The organism is Reyranella massiliensis 521 (assembly GCF_000312425.1).
Classification (GTDB): Bacteria; Pseudomonadota; Alphaproteobacteria; order Reyranellales; family Reyranellaceae; genus Reyranella; species Reyranella massiliensis.
Window position 1 is genome coordinate 4,724,497 of record NZ_HE997181.1, and the last position, 21,124, is coordinate 4,745,620.

A 21,124-nucleotide genomic window follows, 5' to 3' on the forward strand; every position below is an offset into this window, starting at 1 on the left:
GCGAAACAATTGGGGCATGTCCCGGATCGAAATCGAACGGCGCGACGCCGTTGCCATCATTCGTTTCAACAACCCGCCCAAGGGCTACATGAATGCCGCGATGGTGGGCGAGCTCGACACTGCCGTCGATGCTCTGCTCGCCGACAACAGTGTGCGCGTGCTGGTCTTCACCGGCGCGTTGAAGGGTGTGTTCGTCGAGCATTACGACGTCTCGGAACTCGTGGCCCTGTCCGAGAAGCTGCGCGCCAAGGGGGCGAGCTTCTCGCTCGACCGGCCCTCGCCCGAAAGCGCCTACCACAAGATCCTTACGAAGCTTGAAGCGGCGCCCAAGCCGGTTATCGCGGCCATCAACGGCACCGCCATGGGCGGCGGCTTCGAATTCTGCATGGCCTGCGACATCCGCCTGGCCGAGCGCGGGCCCTACTGGCTGGGCCAACCCGAGATCAACATCGGCATCCTGGCCGGCGCCGGCGGCACCCAGCGCCTGGTGCGGCTGGTTGGCGAAGCACGCGCGCTGGAACTGTCGCTGATGGGCCGCACCGTGTCGCCGGACGAAGCGGCGGCGCTCGGCATGGTTCATGCGGCTGTCGACGGGCCGGTGCTCGATCATGCGCTGGCGATGGCCAAGCGGCTCGCCGGGCAGCCGCCCAAGGCGGTGGCGCACATCAAGCGGCTAGTCCGGTCGGCGGTTGAAACACCGCTGTCAAAAGGGCTGGCCAACGAACGCACCTTGTTCCTCGACCTCGCCGTCAGCGACGACGGACACCGGTTGATGGGCGAATTTGTCGCCGGCAAGCGCACGATTCGCGACTGATTGACAGGCCGGCGGCTGGCCTACCATATGCAGACACCCCCGGGACGCGAACGGAACGGAGCTGCGGAGCGATGGCGAACAAGGTCTACAAGGATGCGAAGTCGGCGCTCGACGGCCTGCTGCGCGACGATCTGATGCTGATGTGCGGCGGCTTCGGTCTGGTCGGCATTCCCGACAAGCTGATCCACGCGGTGCGCGACTCCGGCGTGAAGGGCCTCACCTGCGTCTCGAACAATGCCGGCATCGACGGCGCGGGCCTCGGCCTGCTGCTCGAGACCGGGCAGGTCAGGAAGATGATCAGCTCCTACGTCGGCGAGAACAAGACCTTCGCCAAGCTCTATCTCGAGGGCAAGCTCGAGCTCGAATTCAACCCGCAGGGCACGCTCGCGGAGCGCTGCCGCGCCGGCGGTGCGGGCATCCCGGCCTTCTACACCAAGACCGGCGTCGGCACCTTGGTGGCCGAAGGCAAGGAGACCAAGGTCTTCGACGGCGAGGAATATGTGATGGAGCGCGGCCTGTTCGGCGACATCGCGCTGGTAAAGGCGTGGAAGGGCGACACCGCCGGCAACCTGATCTACCGGAAGGCCGCGCGGAACTTCAATCCGATGATGGCGACCGCGGCAAAGGTCTGCGTCGCGGAGGTCGAGGAGCTGGTGCCGGTCGGCCAGCTCGACCCCGACCATATCCATACGCCCGCCGTGTTCGTGAAGCGCATCTTCTGCGGCGCGCCGTACGACAAGCAGATCGAGCAACGCACCATCCGCAAGGCTTGAGGAGAGAACGATGGCCTGGACCCGCGATCAGATGGCGGCGCGCGCCGCCAAGGAACTGAAGGACGGCTTCTACGTCAATCTCGGCATCGGCATCCCGACCCTGGTGTCGAACTACGTGCCCGAGGATGTCGACATCACGCTGCAGAGCGAGAACGGCATGCTGGGCGTCGGCCCTTTCCCGCTCGACAATGAAGTCGATGCCGACATCATCAACGCCGGCAAGCAGACTGTGACCGAAGTAAAGGGCACGTCCTATTTCAGCTCGGCCGACAGCTTCGCCATGATCCGCGGCGGCCATATCGACCTTTCCATCCTGGGCGCCATGGAAGTGGCGGAGAACGGCGACCTCGCCAACTGGATGATCCCGGGCAAGATGGTGAAGGGCATGGGCGGCGCGATGGATCTCGTCGCCGGCGTGAAGCGCGTCATCGTCACCATGGAGCACGTCTCCAAGGACGGCGCCTCCAAGCTCCTGAGCGAATGCACCTTGCCGCTGACCGGCCGCCGCGTCGTCGACATGGTGATCTCGGAACTGGGCGTCTTCACCGTCGACAAGAAGGGCGACGGCGGCGTGACCTTGGTTCAGCTCGCCGACGGCGTCACCGTCGACGAAGTCAAGGCCAAGACCAAGGCGAAGCTCAAGATCGCGGTCTGAGCACCGTTCAGCGCCGAGGCGATGGCCTGGGCGCGGCGCTGCGACAGCGAGAGATTGTAGTCGAATGCGCCCTGCCCGTCGGTATGGCCGACGATCAGCACGTCGAGCTTCGGATTCTTCTTCAGCAGCTCGCCGAGCTGGTCGATCTGCGGCCTGGACTCCGCCTTGATGTCGGCCTTGTCGAAGTCGAAACAGCGATAGATTGTGCAGAAGCCGGCGCTCTTGAGGGCATCCTCGTAGTTGCGAAACACTTTGAGCGACGACCGGTCGGCCGGCGCGCGATAGATCAGGTGCGTGATCTTGCCTTCCACCTGAAGCGTCGCTTCGGACACGGGCCGGTTTCCGTCGCCGTGCTTGGCGCGGCCGGACTGAATCTATCTATCGCGGGCATGTCGCGGTGAGCGCGACCTGTCTCACCACTTGGCGAGATACTGCCGGATCGGTTCGGCGCCCGGATTGGTGAAGCGCTGCTCCGAAATGATGGTCTTGGCGTTGGCGCCACCGCCGTAATAGAGCGCGTTCCAGTCGTTGTCGGCGTCGATGTAGGAGCCTTCGAGCGAGACACCGGCGAACAGGCCCTGCGAGTTGGCAAAGGCCACGATGTCGGCGCCACCGGCGGCCGTCGAGGCACCTTCGAGGCCGGCACCGACCGCCACCAGCGTGACACCGGCTTCCGCACCGACCTTGAACTTGTGATCGAGGATTGCCTGCAAGCCCTTTTCGGTGCGGATGATGAACACGATCTCCGACACCTTGCCGCCGACCTGCAGGCCGACGCTGCCGGAACCCATGCCGTAGAAGGCCGGATAGCTCCAGTTGTTGGGCGACTGGCGGCCCATCAGGACGCCCCGCCCGCCGGCCGCGCCGAAGATGAATCCGCCCTGCACCAGTTCGGGAATGATCAATACGCCGCGCGCCGTCGTCATCTGCTTGGCGGCGTCCGGGAAATCCGGGCCACTCAGGATCTTCTGCGCAGTGGCGAGACAGGCATCAACCAGCGACTGACGCTTGGCGTCGGCACGGGCGGGCTGGGTTCCGAGGAAGGGCACGGCAAAGGCGGCCGCAGTCCCCGAAAGGACGGTTCGGCGGTCGAGCTTCATTATTCTCTGCTCCTTGGCTGGAGACCGACGCCGGGGAGCGCCTTGGTGGTCCCTACAGTGTCAATGATAGCATGTTTCGGGGCGAAAATGGGGCGCCGTGACCCTTCACCCCTGCTGCCGGCCGTCAGCCGGCCGGGCGGTCCTTCATGACCAGAGGCAGGCCGGCCGCCATGAAGATCACCCGGTGCGCCCGCTCGGCAACGCGCATATTCATGCGCCCCATAGCATCACGGAACGACCGCCCGAGCGGCGTTTCCGGCACCAGGCCGAGGCCCAGCTCGTTGCTGACGAACACCACCGGCGACTTGTGACCATCCAGTGACCGCAGCAGCTCGTCCGTCGCTTCGTCGACGTCGGCGCCCGCATGCATGAGGTTGGACAGCCATAGGGTCAGGCAATCGACCAGCACTGGCTGGCCATGGGCATTGGCCGTTTCCAGCGCTTCGGCGAGCTTCAACGGCTCCTCGATCGTGGTCCAGCCGACGCCACGACGGGCGCGATGGGCCATGATGCGGGTCGCCATCTCGACATCGCCCGCTTCGGCCGTGGCGATGTAGACCGCCGGATGCGGCGACGCGCCATGCAGCGTGCCGGCCACGAGCCTTTCGGCATGCGTACTCTTGCCCGATCGTGCGCCGCCCAGCACCAGGGTCACCGGCGGCAACGGAAACGTCCCGATATGCTCCATCAGGATGGCTTTGCGCTCACCAGCCAGCAGGCGCCCGGCAATGTGACTCCCTTGGGTTTCGCATGCGGCGCGAGGGCTTCGGCGATGGCCGCGCGCGCCTTGTCGGCCGCCTCGGGCGTCGCTTCGGCAAAGGCGCGGGCCAGCGGACCGAAGCGATCGGCATTGGCCACGACCTCGGCCACGTCCTTGCCCATGAAGATCGGCACATCGAGCGACTTCAAAGAAAGTGCCGCGAATCCAGCTTCCCCAAGGATGCGCTCGACCCTGGCGCGATCGCCGAAAGAATACTGGCCGGGATCTTCCGGACCGGGCCTCGGCAAGGGCGGCAGGAAGGGCGCGGCGGCGCGCACAGGCGCCAGCCCCCAGGGATTTTCCTGCGGCGTGCGCCAGCAGACAAAAGCCAGACGTCCCGAGGGTTTCAACGCCCGATGCAGGTTGCGAAAGGCCACAACGGGCTCGCCGAAGAACATCACGCCAAAGCGCGAGAAGACGAGATCGAATGCACCGGCCTCGAAAGGATGCGTCGTCGCATCGCCCACCACGAAGCTGCTGTTGGCGGCCGCGTTGGCACGCGCCGCCTCGATCAACGGTTCGGAAATGTCGAGACCCAGGACGTGGCCGGACTCTCCCACCGCAGCAGCGAGCGCCGCGGTCGTGTCACCCGTGCCGCAGCCGACGTCGATCAGCCGTTCACTTGGCCGCGCATCGGCCAGCGTCAGGACAGCCTGATTGATGTCGACCAGCGACCGCTGGATGCGCCGGTAGGCGGCAAGCCAACCCTGTCCGCCAGGCCCGTTCCAGAAGGCCGCCTGTTCAGCCGCAAGCTCGGCGACGCTCTTCACGCCGGACCACCCGCGGGGCCATTGGCCAGCTCGCGCGGCATGTAATTCACGAACGAAACCCGCCAGGCATGCGCCGGATCGGCCTGCTCGAAATGCTCGATCAGGGTCAGCGAGACATTGTCGATCTCGAAGCGAACCGCTGCCTCGGGATGCAGGTTGAACGCATGCGCCAGCGCCGCGCGGATCGTGCCGCCATGGGCCGTCGCCACGATGTCGCGCCCCTTATGTTCGGCGGTCAGTCGATCGATGCTGCGCACGGTGCGATCCCGCAGGTCGACAAAGCTCTCGCCGCCCGGCGGCCGATACTCCGGCGGCCCCAGCCAGAAGAGATGGTTGTTGGCGTGGTTCTCGGCGATCTCGATATAGGTGAGGCCCTGCCAGTCGCCGAAATGCTGCTCGGCGAGATCGGGATCGATATTGAGCCGGTCCATCTCCGCGCCGGCTTTGGCGAGCTGCTCGGCCGTCTTGCGTGCCCTCAGGAGGTTCGAGGCGTACCAGACCGCGCCCCTGGGCAGCAGCTTCGCCTGGTGGCGGAACAGTTCCTCGTTGCTGACATCGCAATCCTTGTCGGACTGGCCGTAGCAGCGGCGTTCCGGATTGGGAACCGGCGCATGCCGCACCCACCACCAACGTGTGACCGATCCGGTGATCTTGGCGCCCGTCGCCATGCTGCCCTCCGCTGTCTTTCGAACGGCAGTCTTCTTAGCGACCGATGAGGAGCGCCGCCACCACGAGGAACGCGATCTCGGCCTTCTGCTGGACGGCTCCGAGCGTGTCGCCGGTGTAGCCCCCCAGCCGCTTGGCAATCCAGCGCGCCGCGCAAATGCCGGCACCGATGGCGATCAGCGGCGTCAGCAGCGCCACGAAAAAACCCTTGCCCAACAGCAGGAGGAAGGCCAGCACGGCGCCGAGCGCAATCGTCAACCAAACGTCGTTATCGGTGGGTTTTCCGGCCTGCGCGCCGAGACCGTCGGTATGGACCGGCGAATAGGCCAGCAGCGGATAGGCCAGCACCGCGCGCGACACGGCGTGTGCAGAAATCAGGACAACGAGGCCGGTGGCGCCGCCAAACTGCGCAAGGCAGGCGACCTTGATCAAAACCGAGAGCGCCAGCGCCAGCACGCCGAAGGTGCCATTGCGGCTGTCGCGCATGATTTCGAGGCGGCGCGCCGGCTCCAGCGCATGCGGACCGAGCCCGTCGGCGGTATCGGCAAGACCGTCTTCATGCAGGGCGCGCGTGATCAATACGGCCGCGCCGACGGCCAGGACCGCCGCCAGCCAGCCCGGCCCCGCGATGCCGCGTACGATGGCGAAGACCAGCCCGGCCGCCAGGCCGATGCCGGCGCCGATGAAGGGCAGCACCGGCAGGACATCGGCGAGCTGCCAGCGCGGCAGGCCGACATCGAGCTTGAGGCCCGTGAAGAAGGTCGCCTGTTCCTTCGCAGCCTGCAGCCACTCGTCGAATGAGGTCGGACGACGGCTGCTGGAGCCAAAGGAGGGATCATTGGGGCTGGTCATGGTCCTCCAATATAGGAGGAACCGGCCCGGTCATGAACGGCTTTCGCCGGAGCGATGCAGTTCGGGAAAGAACCGTTCTCGCATGCGTTCAGCATAAGCGAGGCAACCCGGCTGGCCGCGCAGGAAGGCGCGGATCGGGGTCTCCGTCGGCGTCAACACTGTGGAGGCCAGAGCGCCGAAGATGACGGCGTCGGTGGTGCTTGGCTGATCACCGAAGAAGAACGGGCCCGTCGACATGAAGGCCAGTACGGCGCGCCAGTCCCGGATTCCCGCCTCGATGATTTCCTCGTGGGAGAAACGGAGCAGGCCCTGCGTCCACAACAGCTTGCGGATGCTCCGGCGGATCATGCCCGTGACCATCGGCCGGATCGCTGCCGGGATGCCGTTGAATTGCACGCCGGTATGGCGAAAGCCGTCGTCGCGATAGACGTGATTGTAGACCAGGATGTAAGCGTAGTGCTCCTCCAGGGTGCGTTGCACCAGGGTCGCCGTCGCCCGCTGCCGCTCGTCGAGATGCGCATCGAGATCGATGCCGCGGGTCCTGCGCAAATGGTCGATGATGCGGTCGGAGTCGGCAACGCGGAGGCCGTTATCCTCGATGAACGGCAGTTTGCCCTTGGGCCCCTTGCGCGGGTTGGGCGTGTCGACCACGTCGTAGGGGACCCCCGCGATCCGGAGCCATGTCTCCATCTTGCAGCAGAACGGGCTGAGATTGGGGATCGCGAAGGTTCGCGGAAACTGGAAAAGCTTGAGGCGGCCCGACGCTACATCGCTCATTGGTCGTTCTCCTTCGCGGCCAGCACGACGAAAGATTGGAGCAGCAGCATCCAGCCGCGATCGGAATCGAAAATGCCGCGCATCTCGTCGCGCCGCGCGCCATAACCGGCGAGCAGGCGATGCTCCAGTTCGAGACGGGTCGCATCGGCGCCTTCCGGCACGAAGCGTACTTCGACTTCGGTGTTGAGCGAAGGATCGTGCTGCCAGTCGGCGTTGACCTGCCAACTCAGCACCAGGCGCACCGGCGGCTCCCAAACCAGCACGCCGCCCCAGTCGCAGGTGCTGCCGTCGTCGCCCCGCTCGTACCAGCGGCCGCCGACGTACGGTTCGATCACGGCATCGACGGCCGGCGCCTTGCCGATCTTGTGCGTACCGAGCGGCCACCAGCGGCCGATGCTCCCCGTAAAGACACGCCAGGCGGTCGCGACGGGGGCCCGCACCGTCACGGTCTTGCGCACGCAGTTGGGATCGAAGTCAGCAGGTTGCTTCACGATTGCCGTCCTTCCTTCGCCGCTTCTTCTTCAACCGCCACCTTGAAGGCTGCCAGGGTTTCGTCCCACAGCCCGTCCAGCCATCGCCGCAAGGCTTCGAGCCCTTGCGTATCGACGACGTAGAATCGCCGCGTGCCCTCGGCGCGCACGCTCACCAGCCCGGCTTCGCGCAACACCTTGAGATGCTGCGACACGGCCGGCCGGCTGACGCCCATGCCATCGGCGATCTCGCGCACCGAGCGCGTACCGCCGCGCAGGCGCTCGAAGACCTGACGGCGCGTCGGATCTCCGAAGGCATCGAATGTCTTGTCGACCTTGGCGAGGGCGGATCGGGTCACAGCCAATTGGTAAGTTAATACTTACCAATAGTCGAGTCCCATCCGGGGCTGGTCTCGTCCCGGCAAATGTAGGATGGTCCGCGCCCTCGCCGTCCCCCTCAGCGCCGAAGAGTCCGATTTCCGTCATGCCTGCTGCTTCTTTCGACGAAATGCGCCGCATCCTGCGCGACCTGCCGGGTCCGGACCTGACCGCGCAGACCGAGGTGGTCCGCCGCCAGACCGAACTCACCAAGCCGCCGGGCTCGCTCGGCCGGCTGGAAGAGCTCGCCGAATGGCTGGCCTGCTGGCAGGGCCGCGCCCAGCCGCGGGTCGAACGGCCGCGCATTGCGGTGTTTGCCGGAACCCACGGCGTCGCCGCGCGCGGCGTTTCGGCCTATCCGCCGGAAGTGACGCAGCAGATGGTGAAGAACTTCCTGAACGGCGGCGCGGCGATCAACCAGCTCGCCGCCGCCATCGACGCCGATCTGCGCATCTACGAACTCGACCTCGACCATCCCACCGCCGACTTCACACAAGGCCCGGCGATGAACGAGACACGCGCCGCCAACGCCATGGCCTACGGCATGATGGCGGCGGAGCCCGGCATCGACGTGCTGTGCCTGGGCGAGATGGGGATCGCCAACACGACCACGGCCGCCGCGCTCTGCGCCGCGCTGTTCGGCGGCAAGGCCGCGGACTGGGCAGGACCGGGCACCGGCGTCGCCGGCAAGGCGCTGGACTACAAGATCGCCGTCATCGACGAGGCGCTGACGCACCATAAGGACGCCATCGCGCGCCGCGATCCGCTGGAGCTGCTGGCCGCCGTCGGCGGCGAGGAGTTTGCCGCCATTACCGGCGCCATAGTCGCCGCCCGCATGGGCCGCATTCCGGTGCTGCTCGACGGCTTTGCCTGCACCGCCGCCGCCGCCGTGTTGTGGGCCGTCGACCGGCATGCTCTGGACCATTGCCTGGTGGCGCATCGCTCGGCCGAACCCGGTCACGACCGCCTCCTCAAGGCGATCGACAAGCAGCCGCTGTTCGACCTCGGCATGCGGCTGGGCGAAGCCTCTGCGGCGGCCGTTGCCGTGCCGATCCTGAAAGCGGCCGCGGCCTGTCACAACGGGATGGCGACTTTCGCGGAGGCCGGCGTATCCTCAAAGGATGCGTAGACGCGCCTTGATTGCGGCGTCCCTGCCGCTCCTCGCCCTGCCGCTGTTGCCGGCTCTTGCCCACCCGCCGCGCCAGCCCGATTCGGCTGAAGCGCAGAGGATCATCCAGGAAGTGACGGCCTTCCGCGAGAAGCTCGCCAAGGCCGTGAAGGACAAGGACTTCAAGGCATTGCGCGCTGCCTATGCCTACAACTACACGCACACCCACGGCTCGGGGAAACTCGACAACAAAGATGCGCGTATCGTCTCGGCCATGGCCGGCGAGCCGTTGATCGAGGCGGCTCCCGCTACCGAACTCAGCTTCCAAGTCTACGCCGGCCCCACGGTGATCGTGACCGGCAAGAGCCCGATCCTGAACGTGAAGGAACAGAAGACCTACGACTTCCGCTGGGTCTGCGTGTACGTCACGGCAAAGGACGGCTGGGAACTGGCCGTCAGCCAGGCGACGCGACTGCCGGCGCCGGCGAACTAGGACGCACGCGAAGGCCAATCCCAGGAGGGCCAAGCCCAGGAGGGCAGGACGTACGTTCGAGGACTGGCGGCAGAGGCCTCAGGCTTCGCAAACGTAGGTTACGGTGCGTATGCGACGGTCCCGCAGGTTGGCCACCTGACTACGGGCCATCTCGGGAAAGTCATTGCCGAGGAATGCCTGGAACGTCGCGGCGGGCACAGCAGCCTTTGCCATCCGCGCCGCCATCGCCTCAAACCAGCGCTGCCCCTCCTCTGTGGAGTCCTGCACATCCACCACCCTGAAGCCGGCATTCGTCAATAGCGACTGCATCGCATCGGGGGTAGCTAAGTGGCTGATCGACGGCTCGCGGGCCCAAGGCACCGGGAACAACACATCGCCCCCTTCACCTTGCAAGATGTCGTAAACCGCAAATCGAGCGCCCGGTCTAAGCACCCGCTTGGTCTCCGCATACACTTTGTCTTTGCGAGCAATGTTCATCGACACGTGAATGGTCATGGCCGCATCGAACTGATCGCTGGTGAATGGCAGGCTCGTCGCATCGCCTTGCCGGAAGGAAACGCGATCACTCAGGCCCACCCAATCGCTCAGAGTGGTCGCGGCCTCGCAAAAGGCTTGTGTCAGATCGATGCCTGTTACGCGGCATCCGTAGGTCTCAACAAGCGTACGGGCCGGCCCGCCCAGGCCGCTCCCGATGTCGAGCACATGGGAGTCGGCGCTCAAGTTCAGTGATCGGGCAAGCTCCAACGTGGCCCGACGGCCGCGAATATGGAACTCGTCAACTGTCCCAAGATCGGCAGTCGTCAGCTTGCCGATATCTTTCCCAGCCTTGCGCAGGCTCTCGGCAAGTGCACCAACGATGCTGTCGCCACCAGCATAGTGGCTCGCCACCTTGTCAGCCATGGATCCATACTCTCAGTCGCGGCGGAGATGATACGTCCCATGATGTCCTGACACTAGGCGCCGCTTCGACCGAGGCCCCCCTTTTTTACTCAGGCGGAGGCGCGAGACGCGATCGCCTTCAGGAAGGCGAGGATCAACGGGTGCGGCCGCCCCACCGACGATCTCAGCTGCGGGACGAAGACCGTCACCAGGAAGAACGGATGCGCCGGGACCGTCAGGATTCGCGGCTCGCGGTTGGCATCCCGGCCGATGACCTGCAGCCCGCCCTCGTGCAGTCGCGCCTCGTAATCGGGATTGAGACCGAAGTTGCAGTAATACTCCTCGGTCGCCCTTGTGCCCGAATAGGCTCTTGCGGCAAGCGACCCCTCCTCGATGAAAACGTCCATCCGCTGGCCGACCAGCGAACAAGAGAGCGGCGTGATCACGAGAACCGACGCATAGGGATCGTGCTCGGCATGCTGCGCATCGACGATGCCCAGAACGTTGCGCGCATACTCGATCAGGGCGTACTGGCAGCCGCCGCAGGTTCCCAGCAGCGGCAGGGCCGCCTCGCGGCCAAAGCGGATGGCGTCGAGAGCGCCGTCCATGCTTCGGTAGGGACTGCCGGGTGCGACCCACACGCCGTCGTAACCCGAAAGCCGCGCGCTGGCCCGGCCGGCCAGCTCTGCCGACGGGATCCAGTCGGCCCTAACAGGCAGGCCGAGATGGTTGCAGGCGTGGGCGATGGCTTCGTTGGTCTTGGGATGAGGAGCGAAGTCGGGATTGAAGTCGCCCACAATCGCAAGCCGGGGTCCGCGTGATGTCACCTGATCTGTCCTTCAAAGCGGGAATACTTGCGCCATTGGAGCAACGGCAGTCATATAAGTGCAATTCATTCCGAAGATCATGAGAATTAGCCGGACTAATCTCACCCTCGCCCACCTGCGCGTGCTCGTAGCCATCGTCGATGAAGGCGGGTTTACCGCCGCGGCGAAGCATCTGGGATTGACGCAGTCCGGCGTCAGCCAGGCCATCCAGACCATGGAGGATGCCCTGGGCGCGGTTCTCCTGGTCCGCCGGCGCGAAAGGGTCGAACCGACGGAAATCGGCGGGCGGGTTCTTGTCGACGCCCGGGCAGCGCTTCGGTCCGTCGAACGTATCCATGAAAACTGTGCGAGCTGGGCTGGCCTCGATCGGGGCACCCTGCGGCTCGGCAGCGTCGCGAGCGCGGCCGCGCATGTGCTTCCCGAGGCCCTGCGTCTCTTCCGGACGCGCTATCCGAACATCGCCGTCACCCTGCTCGAAGGGTCGGACCCTGAAGTCCGCGACTGGACCGCGGGCGACATCGTCGACGTCGGCTTCACCGCCGAACTCGCGCCCGACCTGGAAGGCGAGGTGATCGCAGAGGACGACTTTCTCGTGGTTGCCTCCAGCCGTCACCACCGCGCGCTCGCCCCCACGCCCTCGATGCGCGAGGTTTCCGCGCACCCCTTCATCATGTCGGCGGCCGGCTGCGAACCGGCGATCCGCGTGCTGTTCGCCGGCGCCGCCCGCGAACCCACTGTCGCCTTCAAGGTGCGCGACATGACGGCTTTGCTCGAAATGGTGCGTCAGGGTCTCGGTGTGACGATCGTGCCGGCGCTGTCGCTGCCAAAGGAAAGGCCGGGCCTGCGCATCCTCGAACTGAAGCCGCGGCAGCGCCGGAAGCTCCTCATGGCGACGAAACGGCAATCCCTTCCTTCACCGGCCGTCCGGGCCTTCATCGCAACGTTGCGGTCGAGCCGCCCCTAGGCCCGCACCCGATCCCACCAGTCGCGCGTGCGGTACCACGCGCCGACGAAGGGCAGCACCCATTCGGGATTGCCGTTGTAGAAGGGCACGGTCGGGAAATCCTGGCCGTCGAAGGCATTCACCGGCGCGTTCGAGCCGCCCGCGATCTTGCGGGCTGTCTGGTAGCCGAGATAGCTCATCATCGCGACGCCCGAGCCGTTGCAGGCCATGAGATAGTGCATGCCCTGCTCCCTGCCCATGTGCGGCAGGAAATCGAAGGCGAAGGCGACGTTGCCGGTCCAGGCGTGCGTGACCTTCACGCCCTTGAGCTGCGGCCAGCGCTCCAGCATGTAGCCGTGCAGCACCGGCGCGCTGACTTCGGGCGTGACCTGCGTGAAGCGCGCGCGGCCGCCGAAGATCACCCGCTTGTTGTCGGGTGACTGGCGGTAGTAGCAGAGCACGCGCTTGGTATCGCTGACGACGCGGTTCTTCGGAATGAGGCTCTGCACCAGATCCTCCGGCAGCTCCTCCGTCGCGATGATATGGCTGGCCACCGGCACGAGCTTGCGGCGGAGCGTCGGCGTCAGCTCGGTCGTGTAGCCGTTGGTCGCAATCACGACCTCGCGCGCTTCGATTGGGCCTTTGCTGGTCAGCACGCGGAAGCCACCCGGCTTGCGCTCGATCTTCTCGGCGTCGCAATTGGCGCAGAGCGTGGCGCCGGCGCGATGGGCCGCCTTCAGGAGACCGCCGTAGTAGAGCGCGGGATGGAGCTGGCCGGTGCGCTCGACCACCATGCCACCATAGTAGTAATCCGACGCGATTTCCTCGCGCTGCTGCTCGCGCGGCACCATGTAGGTGCCGAGCCCCGCCTTGGCGTTGTAGGTGCCGACCTTGGCCGCCTGCTCGGCGTAATGGCGCGGCGTGTAGGCGCCACTGAAGCGGCCGTTCATGCGCCAGTAGCACTCGATGCCCTCGCGCTGGATCACCGTTTCGACCTGCGCCAGCGAATCGGCGGCGTCGGCCAGCATGCGGGCCATCACCTTCTTCCAGGCCTCGGCATTGCCGCCGACACCCTTGCCGGAGAAGCCCTTGCCCATGGTGGTGCCGCCGCTGACGCCGCCACCGTTGCGCGTCGAGGCGCCGACGCCGAAGTCGCCACGCTCCAGAACCGTGACCTCGACGCCGGAGCGCGCCAGTTCCAATCCTGTCGACAGGCCGCCATAGCCCGCGCCGACCACCAGCACGTCGGTCTTGAGCGGCGGGTCCTGGCTCAGCTCGTTGGAGGGGTGCCACCATTCCCACCACCAGGGCATCGGCTTGAAATCCTTGTGGAACACGGACTCGGCCATCACTCCCTCCCCTCGCGCACGCCGCTAACGCGTGCTGTCCCTGAGGCCCCGGCCGAAGCGGCCGATCAGGACCAGCACCACCGACACCAGCAGGATCTGCATCACCGAAACGGCGGCGATGGTCGGATCGATCTCCATCATGATGTTGTCGAACATCTTCTTGGGCAGCGTCATGTTCGCGCCCGCCAGGAACAGTGCCACCACCACTTCGTCGAAGGAGGAGATGAAGGCGAGCAATCCAGCCGAGACGAGGCTCGGTCGCAGCAGCGGCAGGGTGATGCGCGTCAGCGTCTTCCAGCGCGAGGCGCCCAGCCCTTCGGCCGCCTGCTCCAGCGAACGGTCGAAATCGCGCAGGCCTGCGGCGATCACCAGCACCACGAAGGGAAGCGCCAGCACCGTGTGCGCAACGACCAGCCCGTACCAGGTGCCGATCAGCTTCAGCTTGGCGAACAGGCCATAGATCGAGACCGAGAGAATGATGGTCGGCACGATGATGGGCGCCAGCGCCAGACGGTCGAGGAGCGCACGGCCGCGAAAGCGGGCGCGCACCAGGCTGAAGGCCAGCGGCACGCCCAACAGCAATGCCAGCACCGCGGTCGCGCCGCCGATGTAGAGCGAGCGCCATGTGGCGTCGATCCATTGCGGATCGTCGAGATAGCGCTCGTACCATTGCCAGGAAAAGCCCGGCGGCGGGAACTGCATGTAGGGCGCCGAAGAAAGCGAGATCGGGAATACCACCAGCAGCGGCAGCATCAGGAAGAAGTAGATCAGCGCGCAGACCGCGACGAGGAGACGGCGGCTCCCTCCTCCATTTCTCATCGTGTCGCCTCCGGCTGCGTGAAGCGCTGCGCCACCGCGTAAACAGCGAAGGTGAAGACCAGCAACACCGCCGAGAGCGCCGCGGCAAAGGGCCAGTTCAGCGTCTCGCGCACCTGCTGTTCGATCAGGACCGCAATCATCATCACCCGGCCGCCGCCCAGCAGAGCGGGGGTGATGAAGAAGCCCAGCGACAGCACGAACACCAGGACGCTGCCGGCGAAGATACCGTTCAAGGTGAGCGGCAGGTAGATGCGCCAGAAGATGCGTGCATTCGAAGCACCGAGGCCGGCAGCCGCCGCTGGGATCGCCGGATCGACGCGGCGCACGGCGCCATAGACCGGCAGCACCATGTAAGGCAGCAGCACATGCACCATGCCGATCAGCACGCCGGTGAAATTGTGCAGAAGCGGCAGCGGATCCGTCGTAAGTCCGGACTCCATCAGCGTACGGTTCAGCACGCCGTTGCGGCCGAGCAGCACCATCCAGGCATAGGTACGCACCAGCACCGACGTCCAGAGCGGCAGCAGAACACAGATGAAACCGAAAGTCGCCCAGCCCGGCGTCGTGGTCGCCATCAGGTAGCCCAGCGGATAGCCCAGGAGCAGGCAGACGAGCGTCACCAGCAGCGCGATCTCGAAGGTGTTCCAGAAGACGCGCAGGTAGAGCCCCTCGCCCAGCGCCTTGGCGTACCAGTCGAGCGTGCCCGCTTCGACGCTGAAGCCCAGCATGCGCACGACCGGAAACAGGAAGAACACCAGCAGCAGGATCAGCGCCGGCAGCGCCGGCCAGGCCGAACCGCGCAGCCGGTCAGAAAACATGGATCGCTTCCGGGTCGATGCCGACGGTGATCGTCGTACCGGCGGCGGGCAGCGGACCACGCGCCGGCTGGCGGACCAGCAGCTCCTGCCCGCCTTCGCAGGCGAGCCGCAGCTTGAAGGAGGTGCCGAGATAGACTGCCTCGACGATCTCGCCGGTGAACTCGTTAATGCCGCCTGGCGCGAACCGCTCCGGCCGCATCAGCACACCGACCCTGGCGCCGGGCGCGGCTTCGCTGTCGACCATGAGCTTGCGGCCGTCGGGCAACGCGACGAGACCCGGCGCGCTCATCGTGCCATGCAGGATGTTGCTCTCGCCCACGAAGTCGGCGACGAAATCGTTGGCCGGTCGCTCGTAGATTTCCGTGGTCGTAGCGATCTGCTGGATCGCGCCCTTGTTCATCACCGCGATTCGGTCGGAAAGGACCAGCGCCTCTTCCTGGTCGTGGGTGATGAAGATGGTGGTGAGGCCGAGCCTGCGTTGCAGCCGGCGCACCTCGAGCTGCATGGTCTCGCGCAGCTTGCGGTCGAGGGCGCCGAACGGCTCGTCAAGCAGCAGCAGCCGCGGATTGAAGACGATGGCGCGGGCAAGGGCGACGCGCTGCTGCTGGCCGCCGGAAAGCTGCTTGGGCAGCCGCGCCTCGTAGCCCGCAAGCTCGACCATGGCCAAGGCCTCGCCGACCCTGCGGTCGATCTCGGCCTTGCCGACGTTCCGCATCTCCAGCGGAAAGGCCACGTTGGCCTTCACCGACAGATGCGGAAAGAGCGCGTAATTCTGGAACACCATGCCGATGTCGCGCCTGGCCGGTGGCAAGGAAGTGATGTCCGCCCCGCCGACCGTGACCCGCCCGGCATCGGGTGTCTCGAAGCCGGCCACGACCTTCAGCAAGGTCGTTTTGCCGGAGCCACTGGGGCCCAGGATGGTCAGAAGTTCGCCCTGCGCCACTTGGAGAGAAACATGGTCGAGCGCCACGACATCGCCGAATCGCTTGGCCACCCCTTCGATCAGGAGTTCGGCCGATCCTTCACCGGACCCCTTACCTGTACGCAATGCCGGTTACGCCTTCTTCAGCATCCACGCGTTCCATAGTTCCTGCGCCTTGGCGCCGTTCTCGGCATACCATTCGTCACTGATCCAGAATTGCTTGTCGAGATACGCGGTCGGCAGATAGGGCTTCACCTTGGCGTCGACGAAGTTCAGCGACTCGAGGTTGAGGCCGGGATAGCCCAGCTCCGAGGCGTAGACCGCCTGCTGCTGCGGGATCGCCAGCTCGGCCAGCATCTTGTTGGCCCAGTACGGATTCTTGGCGCCGCGCGGGATGGCGAAGCTGCCCTGCTTCAGGGCGCCCTCGTTCCATTCGATCTCGATTGGTCCGCCCTTCTTGATGACGTCGTAGAAGCGCCCGTTCCAGCCGGTCGCCAGCACGACCTCCTTGTCGAGCAGGAGCTGGGCCGGTTGCTGGCCGGTCGACCACCAGGCCGTCACATACGGCTTGATCTGGTCGAGCTTCTTGAACGCTCGGTCGAAGTCGATCGGATAGACCTTGTCCTTGGGGACACCATCGGCGATCAGCGCGAATTCGAGATTGTCCGTCGGATGGTTGCGCATGGAGCGCGCGCCGGGGAACTTCTTGACGTCCCACCACTCCGCCCAGCTCTTGGGATGCGTCCCGCCTTTGAAGACATCGGTGCGGTAGCCGATGATCGTCGTATAGACCGACGAGGCGAAGACATTGGGGTTCTGCGCCGTCGGTGGATACTTGGAACGGTCGACCACTTTGGGATCGACCTTGTCGAGCAGGTTCAGCTTGGAAGCGCGGATGGCGTCCTGGCCACCGATCTCCGTCAGGTCCCATTCGACATTGCCAGAATCGACCATGGCACGCAGCTTGCCGAAATCGACCGGGCTCGTTTCGACGACCCTGATTCCGTACTTCTTCTCGAAGCCGTTGAAGAAGGCCTTGCGCATGGCGGTGCCCATCGACCCGCCAGAATGATTGACCACGATCTGAGCCGGTTTGGGAGGCTCCGCCTGGGCGAATGCCCGGCCCGATACGCCGACGGCAGCGGCGCCTCCGAGAAGTGAAAGAACGTGACGGCGGTGCGGACGCTTGATGTCCATGACAGACCCCCTGTTTCGTTTTCTCCCCACGACTGTAGGAGTGCATTCCACGACGAGCAACTTCCATGCCCATAACTTTCTGGAATGACCATAAAGGACGAATGAATTTCTCCGTCATCGCCCGACACGCCTAACGTCGAAACAACAGGGGTTGTGAAGGGGGCAAACGATGATGAACCGATTGAAGGCGCTGGCGTGCGCCGCAGCCATGGCATGCGTTGCCAGCACCGCGGCCGCCCAGGAACTCACCATGGCGGTGTGGGGCGGCGGCGGCGCCAACACCTGGCGCGAGGCGTTCATCAAGCAGTTCTCGCCAGCGGAAAAGTTCACCATCAAGATGGTCGAAGTGCCGAATCCGGCCGGCGGCCTACGCTCGCCGGCCGCGGCCAGCCAGTACAATCTGGCGCTGGTCACCTACTTCGAGGCGATTGCCCTTTCCAACGCAGGCTTGATCGAATCCTTCGACGACAAGCAGCTCCCGGGTATCGGCGACGTCGACCCCAAGTTCCTCACCAAGGACAAGAAGGGGCGCCACGTCGGCCTGCCGGTCTACTTCACCTACTACGGCATCGCCTACAACACCGACCTGGCCAAAGCCGAGGACTTCGCCTCGTGGCAGGGGCTGACCGATGCCAAGTGGAAGGGCAAGCTCTCCGTGACGCGGCCGGTCTATCTCGCGCCCTATGACGCGGTGATCATGGCCAAGGCCATGGGTGGTAGCGAGAAGGATATCGATCCGGGCTTCAAGCTGCTGGAGCGCATCGTGCCCAACGTGCTGGCGACCTATACCTCGCTGGCGCACATGAACACGCTGCTGACGCGCGGCGAAGTCGCGGCCGTTCCCTTCTATGCCTCGCGTGTCTGGGCCCTGCGCCGCCAGGGCGCCGCCAATGTCGACATCGTGATGCCCAAGGAAGGCGTCCTGATGCTGCCCTATGTCGTAGTGGTGCCGAAGGGTGCCAAGCACCAGGACAAGGCGCTGCTCTGGATGAACTACATCGCCGGCGCCGAGCCGCAATTGCGCGCCGCCTTGCTCGACGGCTGGCTGCCGATGAACTCCAAGGTCAAGCTGCCCGAAGAGCTGCAGAAGACGCTGGGCCGGCCCTACGAGGACATCGTGAAGAGCCTTTATTCACCGGACTGGAGCGTCGTCGTCGACCATAACGAGGCGCGCGTCGACCGCGCCGAGAAGCTGCTGTCCGGCGTCCAGAAGTGAGGCGAGGCACAATCACGGTCGCGGGCGTCGGAAAGGATTTCGGCGCCACGACGGTCCTCAGCGACGTCGACCTCGTGATCGAGGGCGGCAGCTTCGTGACCCTGCTCGGCCCTTCGGGTTGCGGCAAGACGACGTTGCTGCGTCTGATCGCGGGCTTCCTCGAGGCGAGCCGCGGCACCATCGCCATCGACGGAGCACCGATGCAGGGCGTGACGCCGCGGCGCCGGCCGATTGGCATGGTCTTCCAGAACCTTGCCTTGTTCCCGCACCTCGATGTCTTCGAGAACGTCGCCTACGGCCTCAAAATCCGTGGGACGCCGGCGGCCGAGATCGCGGCCAAGGTCGCGCGCTTCCTGGGTCTGGTCGGACTGGCGGGCTTCGAGCGCCGTCGCATCGGCCAGCTCTCCGGCGGCCAGAAGCAGCGCGTGGCGCTGGCGCGGTCGCTGGCCCTCGAGCCTGCGATCCTGCTGCTCGACGAGCCGCTCTCGGCCCTCGACCTGCAGCTCCGCCGTCAGTTGCAGGTCGAGCTGAAGGCGATCCAGCGCCAGCTCGCAACCACTTTCGTCTTCGTTACGCACGACCAGGAAGAAGCGACGTTGCTGTCCGACACGATCGTCGTCATGGAAGGCGGCCGCGTGCGTCAGGTCGGAAGCCCGGGCGAAATCTATCGCCGGCCGGCATCGCCTTTCGTCGCGCGCTTCGTGGGCGACATCAACATGCTCGAAGGCCGCATCGCGACAGTGAACGGCTCGTCGGTATCGGTCGATCTCGGCCAGCATCGCTTCGACCTGCCGCCGTCGGCGATTGTTGGACAGCCGGCGGCCGGCGCTGCCTGCCAGATCGCTTGCCGACCGGAAGCCGTCACTCTTGCCGACGATAGTGCCAATGCGCTCGCCCTCGATGGGCGCATCGATGCGCTCCATCGCCTCGGCCCCACGGTGAAGGCAATGCTCGATACGCCGTTGGGGCCGCTCACGGCGCTGATGATGGCCGGCGCCCCGCAGGCTGCGGAACTCGCGGAGGGAAAGACGGTGCGTGTCGTCGTGCCTTCCGACACGCTCACCGTCTTCGTCCCAACCTGAAAGAACAATCATGTCCGCCAAGGATTTCGCCGGCCGTACCGTCGCCCAGCATGTCGAGGCCTTCACCTCGGGCAAAGTCTCGGCGCGCGACCTCATCGAGGGTGTGCTGGAGCGCGTCAAGAAGGCCGAACCCTTCAATCCCATTGCAACGCTCGATGTCGACGGTGCGCGCGCCGCGGCCGATGCGCTCGATGCCCGACGCAAGCGCGGCACCGGCTTCGGCAAGCTGGCGGGCGTGCCCGTCTCGGCCAAGGACCTGATCCTGACCAAGGGCCTGCGGACGGCCTTCGCCTCGCTCACCATGAAAGATAACGTGCCCGCCATCGACGCCGACGCGATCGCCCAGTGGCGCGCGGCCGATGCCGTGCTGTTCGCCAAGACCACGACGCCGGAGTTCGGCCACAAGGTCCTGACCGACAGCCGCCTGCACGGCGTCACGCGCAACCCGTGGAACCGCGAGCACACGTCGGGCGGGTCGAGCGGCGGCGCGGCGGTTTCCGTGGCACTCGGCCTCGGCCCCATCGCCATGTCGACCGATGGTGCAGGCTCGGGCCGCATCCCGGCCGCCTGCTGCGGCATCTATGGTCTCAAGGCCACGCTCGGCCGCGTGCCGCACGAAATCGCGCCCGACCAGTTCGGCCAGCTCACCTATCTCGGCGTGATGGCGCGCCATCCGACCGATCTCGGCGCCGGCCTGGCGTCGATGTCGCGTGGCCATCGCGACGATCCCTGGACCGCCGCCATCGGACGCACGCCTTTCGCCTGGCCCGAGAACACGGGCGAGCATCCGATTGCCGGCAAGCGCATCACCGTGATCCGCCGCATGACCGGCGGCTATCTCGATCCGGACACCGAAGCGCGCCTCGACGCAGCCCTCGCCTTCCTCGACAAGCAAGGCGCCCACATCAAGGAAATGGACGGGCGCGAGATCGACTGGAAGCTCGACGTGGCGCGCGTCGTCCTGCGTGCCAACCAGATCGAGCGTTTCGGCGAGATCCTGAAGACCAGGCGTGACGAGCTCGATCCCTCCTTTGCCAAGACGCTGGACGAAGGCGACGCGGTCGATGCGGTGATGCTGCGTCGCGCACTGGCCGACCGCACCACGGCCTACAAGTCCGTGCAGCGTCTGTTTGCCGATGCCGACCTTCTGCTGACGCCGACCGTCGCGACGCCGGCGCCGCTGGCCACGCAGGATCAGTTCAAGCCGCTTATTGTCGACGGCAAGCCGCTCGGCGACCTGCGTGCCGCCTGGTACACCTACACGATCCCCTTCAACATGACGGGCCATCCGGCGATTTCGATCCCGTTCGGCCGCTCCAAGGCGGGCCTGCCCATTGGCATCCACTTCGTGGCGCCGTGGTACGAGGAAGCGCATCTCATCCGGCTCGCCGAGGCTTTCGACGCCGAGACCGGCGCGTCGGCGGAGTTCCCGCCGGGCTTCGCCACGGGCGCCTGA

The 21,124-nt window shown here is 65.7% G+C and carries 25 protein-coding genes; 9 read left to right on the forward strand and 16 right to left on the reverse strand.

Annotated features, from left to right (window positions below; all coding sequences use genetic code 11):
* Positions 1-16 precede the first annotated feature (16 nt).
* The 3 genes from BN60_RS23095 to BN60_RS23105 all read left to right on the forward strand — a co-directional run bounded on the left by BN60_RS23095 (position 17) and on the right by BN60_RS23105 (position 2,242).
* Complete coding sequence (locus tag BN60_RS23095; RefSeq protein ID WP_020698537.1) at positions 17-814, forward strand: enoyl-CoA hydratase/isomerase family protein; 798 nt, start codon at positions 17-19, stop codon at positions 812-814.
* Positions 815-885: 71 nt separating this feature from the next.
* Positions 886-1,587, forward strand: coding sequence for a CoA transferase subunit A (locus tag BN60_RS23100; protein ID WP_020698538.1), 702 nt, complete (start codon positions 886-888; stop codon positions 1,585-1,587).
* A 10-nt stretch (positions 1,588-1,597) separates the two neighbouring features.
* Positions 1,598-2,242: a CoA transferase subunit B gene (locus tag BN60_RS23105; protein WP_020698539.1), complete on the forward strand. Its 645-nt coding sequence runs from the start codon at positions 1,598-1,600 to the stop codon at positions 2,240-2,242.
* On the opposite strand, the gene BN60_RS23110 is transcribed toward BN60_RS23105, so the two are convergent.
* The 9 genes from BN60_RS23110 to BN60_RS23150 all read right to left on the reverse strand — a co-directional run bounded on the left by BN60_RS23110 (position 2,170) and on the right by BN60_RS23150 (position 7,996).
* Complete coding sequence (locus tag BN60_RS23110) at positions 2,170-2,574, reverse strand: OmpA family protein (RefSeq protein ID WP_020698540.1); 405 nt, start codon at positions 2,572-2,574, stop codon at positions 2,170-2,172. The genes BN60_RS23105 and BN60_RS23110 overlap by 73 nt on opposite strands.
* Positions 2,575-2,655: 81 nt before the next feature.
* A complete protein-coding gene (locus BN60_RS23115; protein ID WP_020698541.1) occupies positions 2,656-3,342 on the reverse strand; it encodes a lipid-binding SYLF domain-containing protein in 687 nt (228 codons plus the stop codon).
* Between the two features lie 124 nt (positions 3,343-3,466).
* Positions 3,467-4,030: a bifunctional adenosylcobinamide kinase/adenosylcobinamide-phosphate guanylyltransferase gene (cobU, locus tag BN60_RS23120; protein WP_020698542.1), complete on the reverse strand. Its 564-nt coding sequence runs from the start codon at positions 4,028-4,030 to the stop codon at positions 3,467-3,469.
* A complete protein-coding gene (locus BN60_RS23125; protein WP_020698543.1) occupies positions 4,030-4,872 on the reverse strand; it encodes a class I SAM-dependent methyltransferase in 843 nt (280 codons plus the stop codon). Before BN60_RS23125 ends, cobU begins: the two co-directional genes overlap by 1 nt.
* A complete protein-coding gene (locus BN60_RS23130; RefSeq protein ID WP_020698544.1) occupies positions 4,869-5,540 on the reverse strand; it encodes a histidine phosphatase family protein in 672 nt (223 codons plus the stop codon). Before BN60_RS23130 ends, BN60_RS23125 begins: the two co-directional genes overlap by 4 nt.
* Before the next feature lie 34 nt (positions 5,541-5,574).
* Positions 5,575-6,390, reverse strand: a complete 816-nt coding sequence (gene cobS, locus BN60_RS23135; protein ID WP_020698545.1) for an adenosylcobinamide-GDP ribazoletransferase — start codon at positions 6,388-6,390, stop codon at positions 5,575-5,577.
* 30 nt (positions 6,391-6,420) lie between these two features.
* On the reverse strand, positions 6,421-7,167 hold the full coding sequence (locus BN60_RS23140) for a glutathione S-transferase family protein (RefSeq protein ID WP_020698546.1): 747 nt from the start codon (positions 7,165-7,167) through the stop codon (positions 6,421-6,423).
* On the reverse strand, positions 7,164-7,658 hold the full coding sequence (locus BN60_RS23145; RefSeq protein WP_020698547.1) for an SRPBCC family protein: 495 nt from the start codon (positions 7,656-7,658) through the stop codon (positions 7,164-7,166). Before BN60_RS23145 ends, BN60_RS23140 begins: the two co-directional genes overlap by 4 nt.
* Complete coding sequence (locus tag BN60_RS23150; protein ID WP_051150309.1) at positions 7,655-7,996, reverse strand: ArsR/SmtB family transcription factor; 342 nt, start codon at positions 7,994-7,996, stop codon at positions 7,655-7,657. Before BN60_RS23150 ends, BN60_RS23145 begins: the two co-directional genes overlap by 4 nt.
* A 125-nt stretch (positions 7,997-8,121) precedes the next feature.
* Here BN60_RS23150 and cobT point away from each other — a divergent pair, with 125 nt between their 5' ends.
* Together cobT and BN60_RS23160 are read left to right on the forward strand one after the other, a co-directional pair.
* Positions 8,122-9,144, forward strand: coding sequence for a nicotinate-nucleotide--dimethylbenzimidazole phosphoribosyltransferase (gene cobT / locus BN60_RS23155; RefSeq protein ID WP_020698549.1), 1,023 nt, complete (start codon positions 8,122-8,124; stop codon positions 9,142-9,144).
* The gene (locus BN60_RS23160; protein WP_148283511.1) at positions 9,137-9,616 is read left to right on the forward strand and encodes a nuclear transport factor 2 family protein; all 480 of its coding nucleotides are present in this window, start codon (positions 9,137-9,139) and stop codon (positions 9,614-9,616) included. Before cobT ends, BN60_RS23160 begins: the two co-directional genes overlap by 8 nt.
* 78 nt (positions 9,617-9,694) lie before the next feature.
* Here the strand turns inward: BN60_RS23160 and BN60_RS23165 are convergent, their stop codons facing one another.
* Both BN60_RS23165 and BN60_RS23170 read right to left on the reverse strand, forming a co-directional pair.
* Positions 9,695-10,516: an SAM-dependent methyltransferase gene (locus BN60_RS23165; RefSeq protein WP_020698551.1), complete on the reverse strand. Its 822-nt coding sequence runs from the start codon at positions 10,514-10,516 to the stop codon at positions 9,695-9,697.
* An 89-nt stretch (positions 10,517-10,605) separates the two neighbouring features.
* Complete coding sequence (locus BN60_RS23170) at positions 10,606-11,322, reverse strand: CTP synthase C-terminal region-related (seleno)protein (RefSeq protein ID WP_043284267.1); 717 nt, start codon at positions 11,320-11,322, stop codon at positions 10,606-10,608.
* 79 nt (positions 11,323-11,401) lie between these two features.
* Between BN60_RS23170 and BN60_RS23175 the strand changes: the two genes are divergently transcribed.
* Positions 11,402-12,286 carry a LysR family transcriptional regulator gene (locus BN60_RS23175; RefSeq protein WP_148283512.1) on the forward strand — a complete coding sequence of 295 codons (885 nt, stop codon included), beginning with the start codon at positions 11,402-11,404 and terminating at the stop codon, positions 12,284-12,286.
* Here the strand turns inward: BN60_RS23175 and BN60_RS23180 are convergent.
* Genes BN60_RS23180 through BN60_RS23200 form a run of 5 tightly spaced genes read right to left on the reverse strand, consistent with a single transcriptional unit; the run spans position 12,283 to position 17,370 of the window.
* The gene (locus tag BN60_RS23180) at positions 12,283-13,614 is read right to left on the reverse strand and encodes an NAD(P)/FAD-dependent oxidoreductase (protein WP_020698554.1); all 1,332 of its coding nucleotides are present in this window, start codon (positions 13,612-13,614) and stop codon (positions 12,283-12,285) included. The genes BN60_RS23175 and BN60_RS23180 overlap by 4 nt on opposite strands.
* 24 nt (positions 13,615-13,638) lie before the next feature.
* Positions 13,639-14,433, reverse strand: coding sequence for an ABC transporter permease (locus tag BN60_RS23185; protein ID WP_020698555.1), 795 nt, complete (start codon positions 14,431-14,433; stop codon positions 13,639-13,641).
* Positions 14,430-15,251 carry an ABC transporter permease gene (locus tag BN60_RS23190; protein WP_020698556.1) on the reverse strand — a complete coding sequence of 274 codons (822 nt, stop codon included), beginning with the start codon at positions 15,249-15,251 and terminating at the stop codon, positions 14,430-14,432. Before BN60_RS23190 ends, BN60_RS23185 begins: the two co-directional genes overlap by 4 nt.
* Positions 15,241-16,299, reverse strand: a complete 1,059-nt coding sequence (locus tag BN60_RS23195; RefSeq protein WP_043284270.1) for an ABC transporter ATP-binding protein — start codon at positions 16,297-16,299, stop codon at positions 15,241-15,243. The genes BN60_RS23190 and BN60_RS23195 overlap by 11 nt, the downstream gene beginning before the upstream one ends.
* 6 nt (positions 16,300-16,305) lie before the next feature.
* Positions 16,306-17,370, reverse strand: a complete 1,065-nt coding sequence (locus tag BN60_RS23200; RefSeq protein ID WP_020698558.1) for an ABC transporter substrate-binding protein — start codon at positions 17,368-17,370, stop codon at positions 16,306-16,308.
* Positions 17,371-17,539: 169 nt separating this feature from the next.
* On the opposite strand from BN60_RS23200, the gene BN60_RS23205 reads away from it, so the two are divergent.
* Genes BN60_RS23205 through BN60_RS23215 form a run of 3 tightly spaced genes read left to right on the forward strand, consistent with a single transcriptional unit; the run spans position 17,540 to position 21,124 of the window.
* A complete protein-coding gene (locus BN60_RS23205; RefSeq protein WP_043284273.1) occupies positions 17,540-18,586 on the forward strand; it encodes an extracellular solute-binding protein in 1,047 nt (348 codons plus the stop codon).
* Positions 18,583-19,668 (forward strand): ABC transporter ATP-binding protein, encoded by a 1,086-nt coding sequence (locus BN60_RS23210; protein ID WP_020698560.1) that lies wholly within the window; start codon positions 18,583-18,585, stop codon positions 19,666-19,668. The genes BN60_RS23205 and BN60_RS23210 overlap by 4 nt, the downstream gene beginning before the upstream one ends.
* 10 nt (positions 19,669-19,678) lie before the next feature.
* On the forward strand, positions 19,679-21,124 hold the full coding sequence (locus tag BN60_RS23215) for an amidase (RefSeq protein WP_020698561.1): 1,446 nt from the start codon (positions 19,679-19,681) through the stop codon (positions 21,122-21,124).

Excerpts from the sequence above, each read along its gene's own strand:
- BN60_RS23095 (WP_020698537.1), top strand. The coding sequence starts at position 17 with ATGTCCCGGATCGAAATCGAACGGCGCGACGCCGTTGCCATCATTCGT.
- BN60_RS23100 (WP_020698538.1), top strand. The coding sequence starts at position 886 with ATGGCGAACAAGGTCTACAAGGATGCGAAGTCGGCGCTCGACGGCCTG.
- BN60_RS23105 (WP_020698539.1), top strand. The coding sequence starts at position 1,598 with ATGGCCTGGACCCGCGATCAGATGGCGGCGCGCGCCGCCAAGGAACTG.
- BN60_RS23115 (WP_020698541.1), bottom strand. The coding sequence starts at position 3,342 with ATGAAGCTCGACCGCCGAACCGTCCTTTCGGGGACTGCGGCCGCCTTT.
- cobU (WP_020698542.1), bottom strand. The coding sequence starts at position 4,030 with ATGGAGCATATCGGGACGTTTCCGTTGCCGCCGGTGACCCTGGTGCTG.
- BN60_RS23130 (WP_020698544.1), bottom strand. The coding sequence starts at position 5,540 with ATGGCGACGGGCGCCAAGATCACCGGATCGGTCACACGTTGGTGGTGG.
- cobS (WP_020698545.1), bottom strand. The coding sequence starts at position 6,390 with ATGACCAGCCCCAATGATCCCTCCTTTGGCTCCAGCAGCCGTCGTCCG.
- BN60_RS23140 (WP_020698546.1), bottom strand. The coding sequence starts at position 7,167 with ATGAGCGATGTAGCGTCGGGCCGCCTCAAGCTTTTCCAGTTTCCGCGA.
- cobT (WP_020698549.1), top strand. The coding sequence starts at position 8,122 with ATGCCTGCTGCTTCTTTCGACGAAATGCGCCGCATCCTGCGCGACCTG.
- BN60_RS23160 (WP_148283511.1), top strand. The coding sequence starts at position 9,137 with ATGCGTAGACGCGCCTTGATTGCGGCGTCCCTGCCGCTCCTCGCCCTG.
- BN60_RS23165 (WP_020698551.1), bottom strand. The coding sequence starts at position 10,516 with ATGGCTGACAAGGTGGCGAGCCACTATGCTGGTGGCGACAGCATCGTT.
- BN60_RS23175 (WP_148283512.1), top strand. The coding sequence starts at position 11,402 with ATGAGAATTAGCCGGACTAATCTCACCCTCGCCCACCTGCGCGTGCTC.
- BN60_RS23180 (WP_020698554.1), bottom strand. The coding sequence starts at position 13,614 with ATGGCCGAGTCCGTGTTCCACAAGGATTTCAAGCCGATGCCCTGGTGG.
- BN60_RS23185 (WP_020698555.1), bottom strand. The coding sequence starts at position 14,433 with ATGAGAAATGGAGGAGGGAGCCGCCGTCTCCTCGTCGCGGTCTGCGCG.
- BN60_RS23190 (WP_020698556.1), bottom strand. The coding sequence starts at position 15,251 with ATGTTTTCTGACCGGCTGCGCGGTTCGGCCTGGCCGGCGCTGCCGGCG.
- BN60_RS23200 (WP_020698558.1), bottom strand. The coding sequence starts at position 17,370 with ATGGACATCAAGCGTCCGCACCGCCGTCACGTTCTTTCACTTCTCGGA.
- BN60_RS23205 (WP_043284273.1), top strand. The coding sequence starts at position 17,540 with ATGATGAACCGATTGAAGGCGCTGGCGTGCGCCGCAGCCATGGCATGC.
- BN60_RS23215 (WP_020698561.1), top strand. The coding sequence starts at position 19,679 with ATGTCCGCCAAGGATTTCGCCGGCCGTACCGTCGCCCAGCATGTCGAG.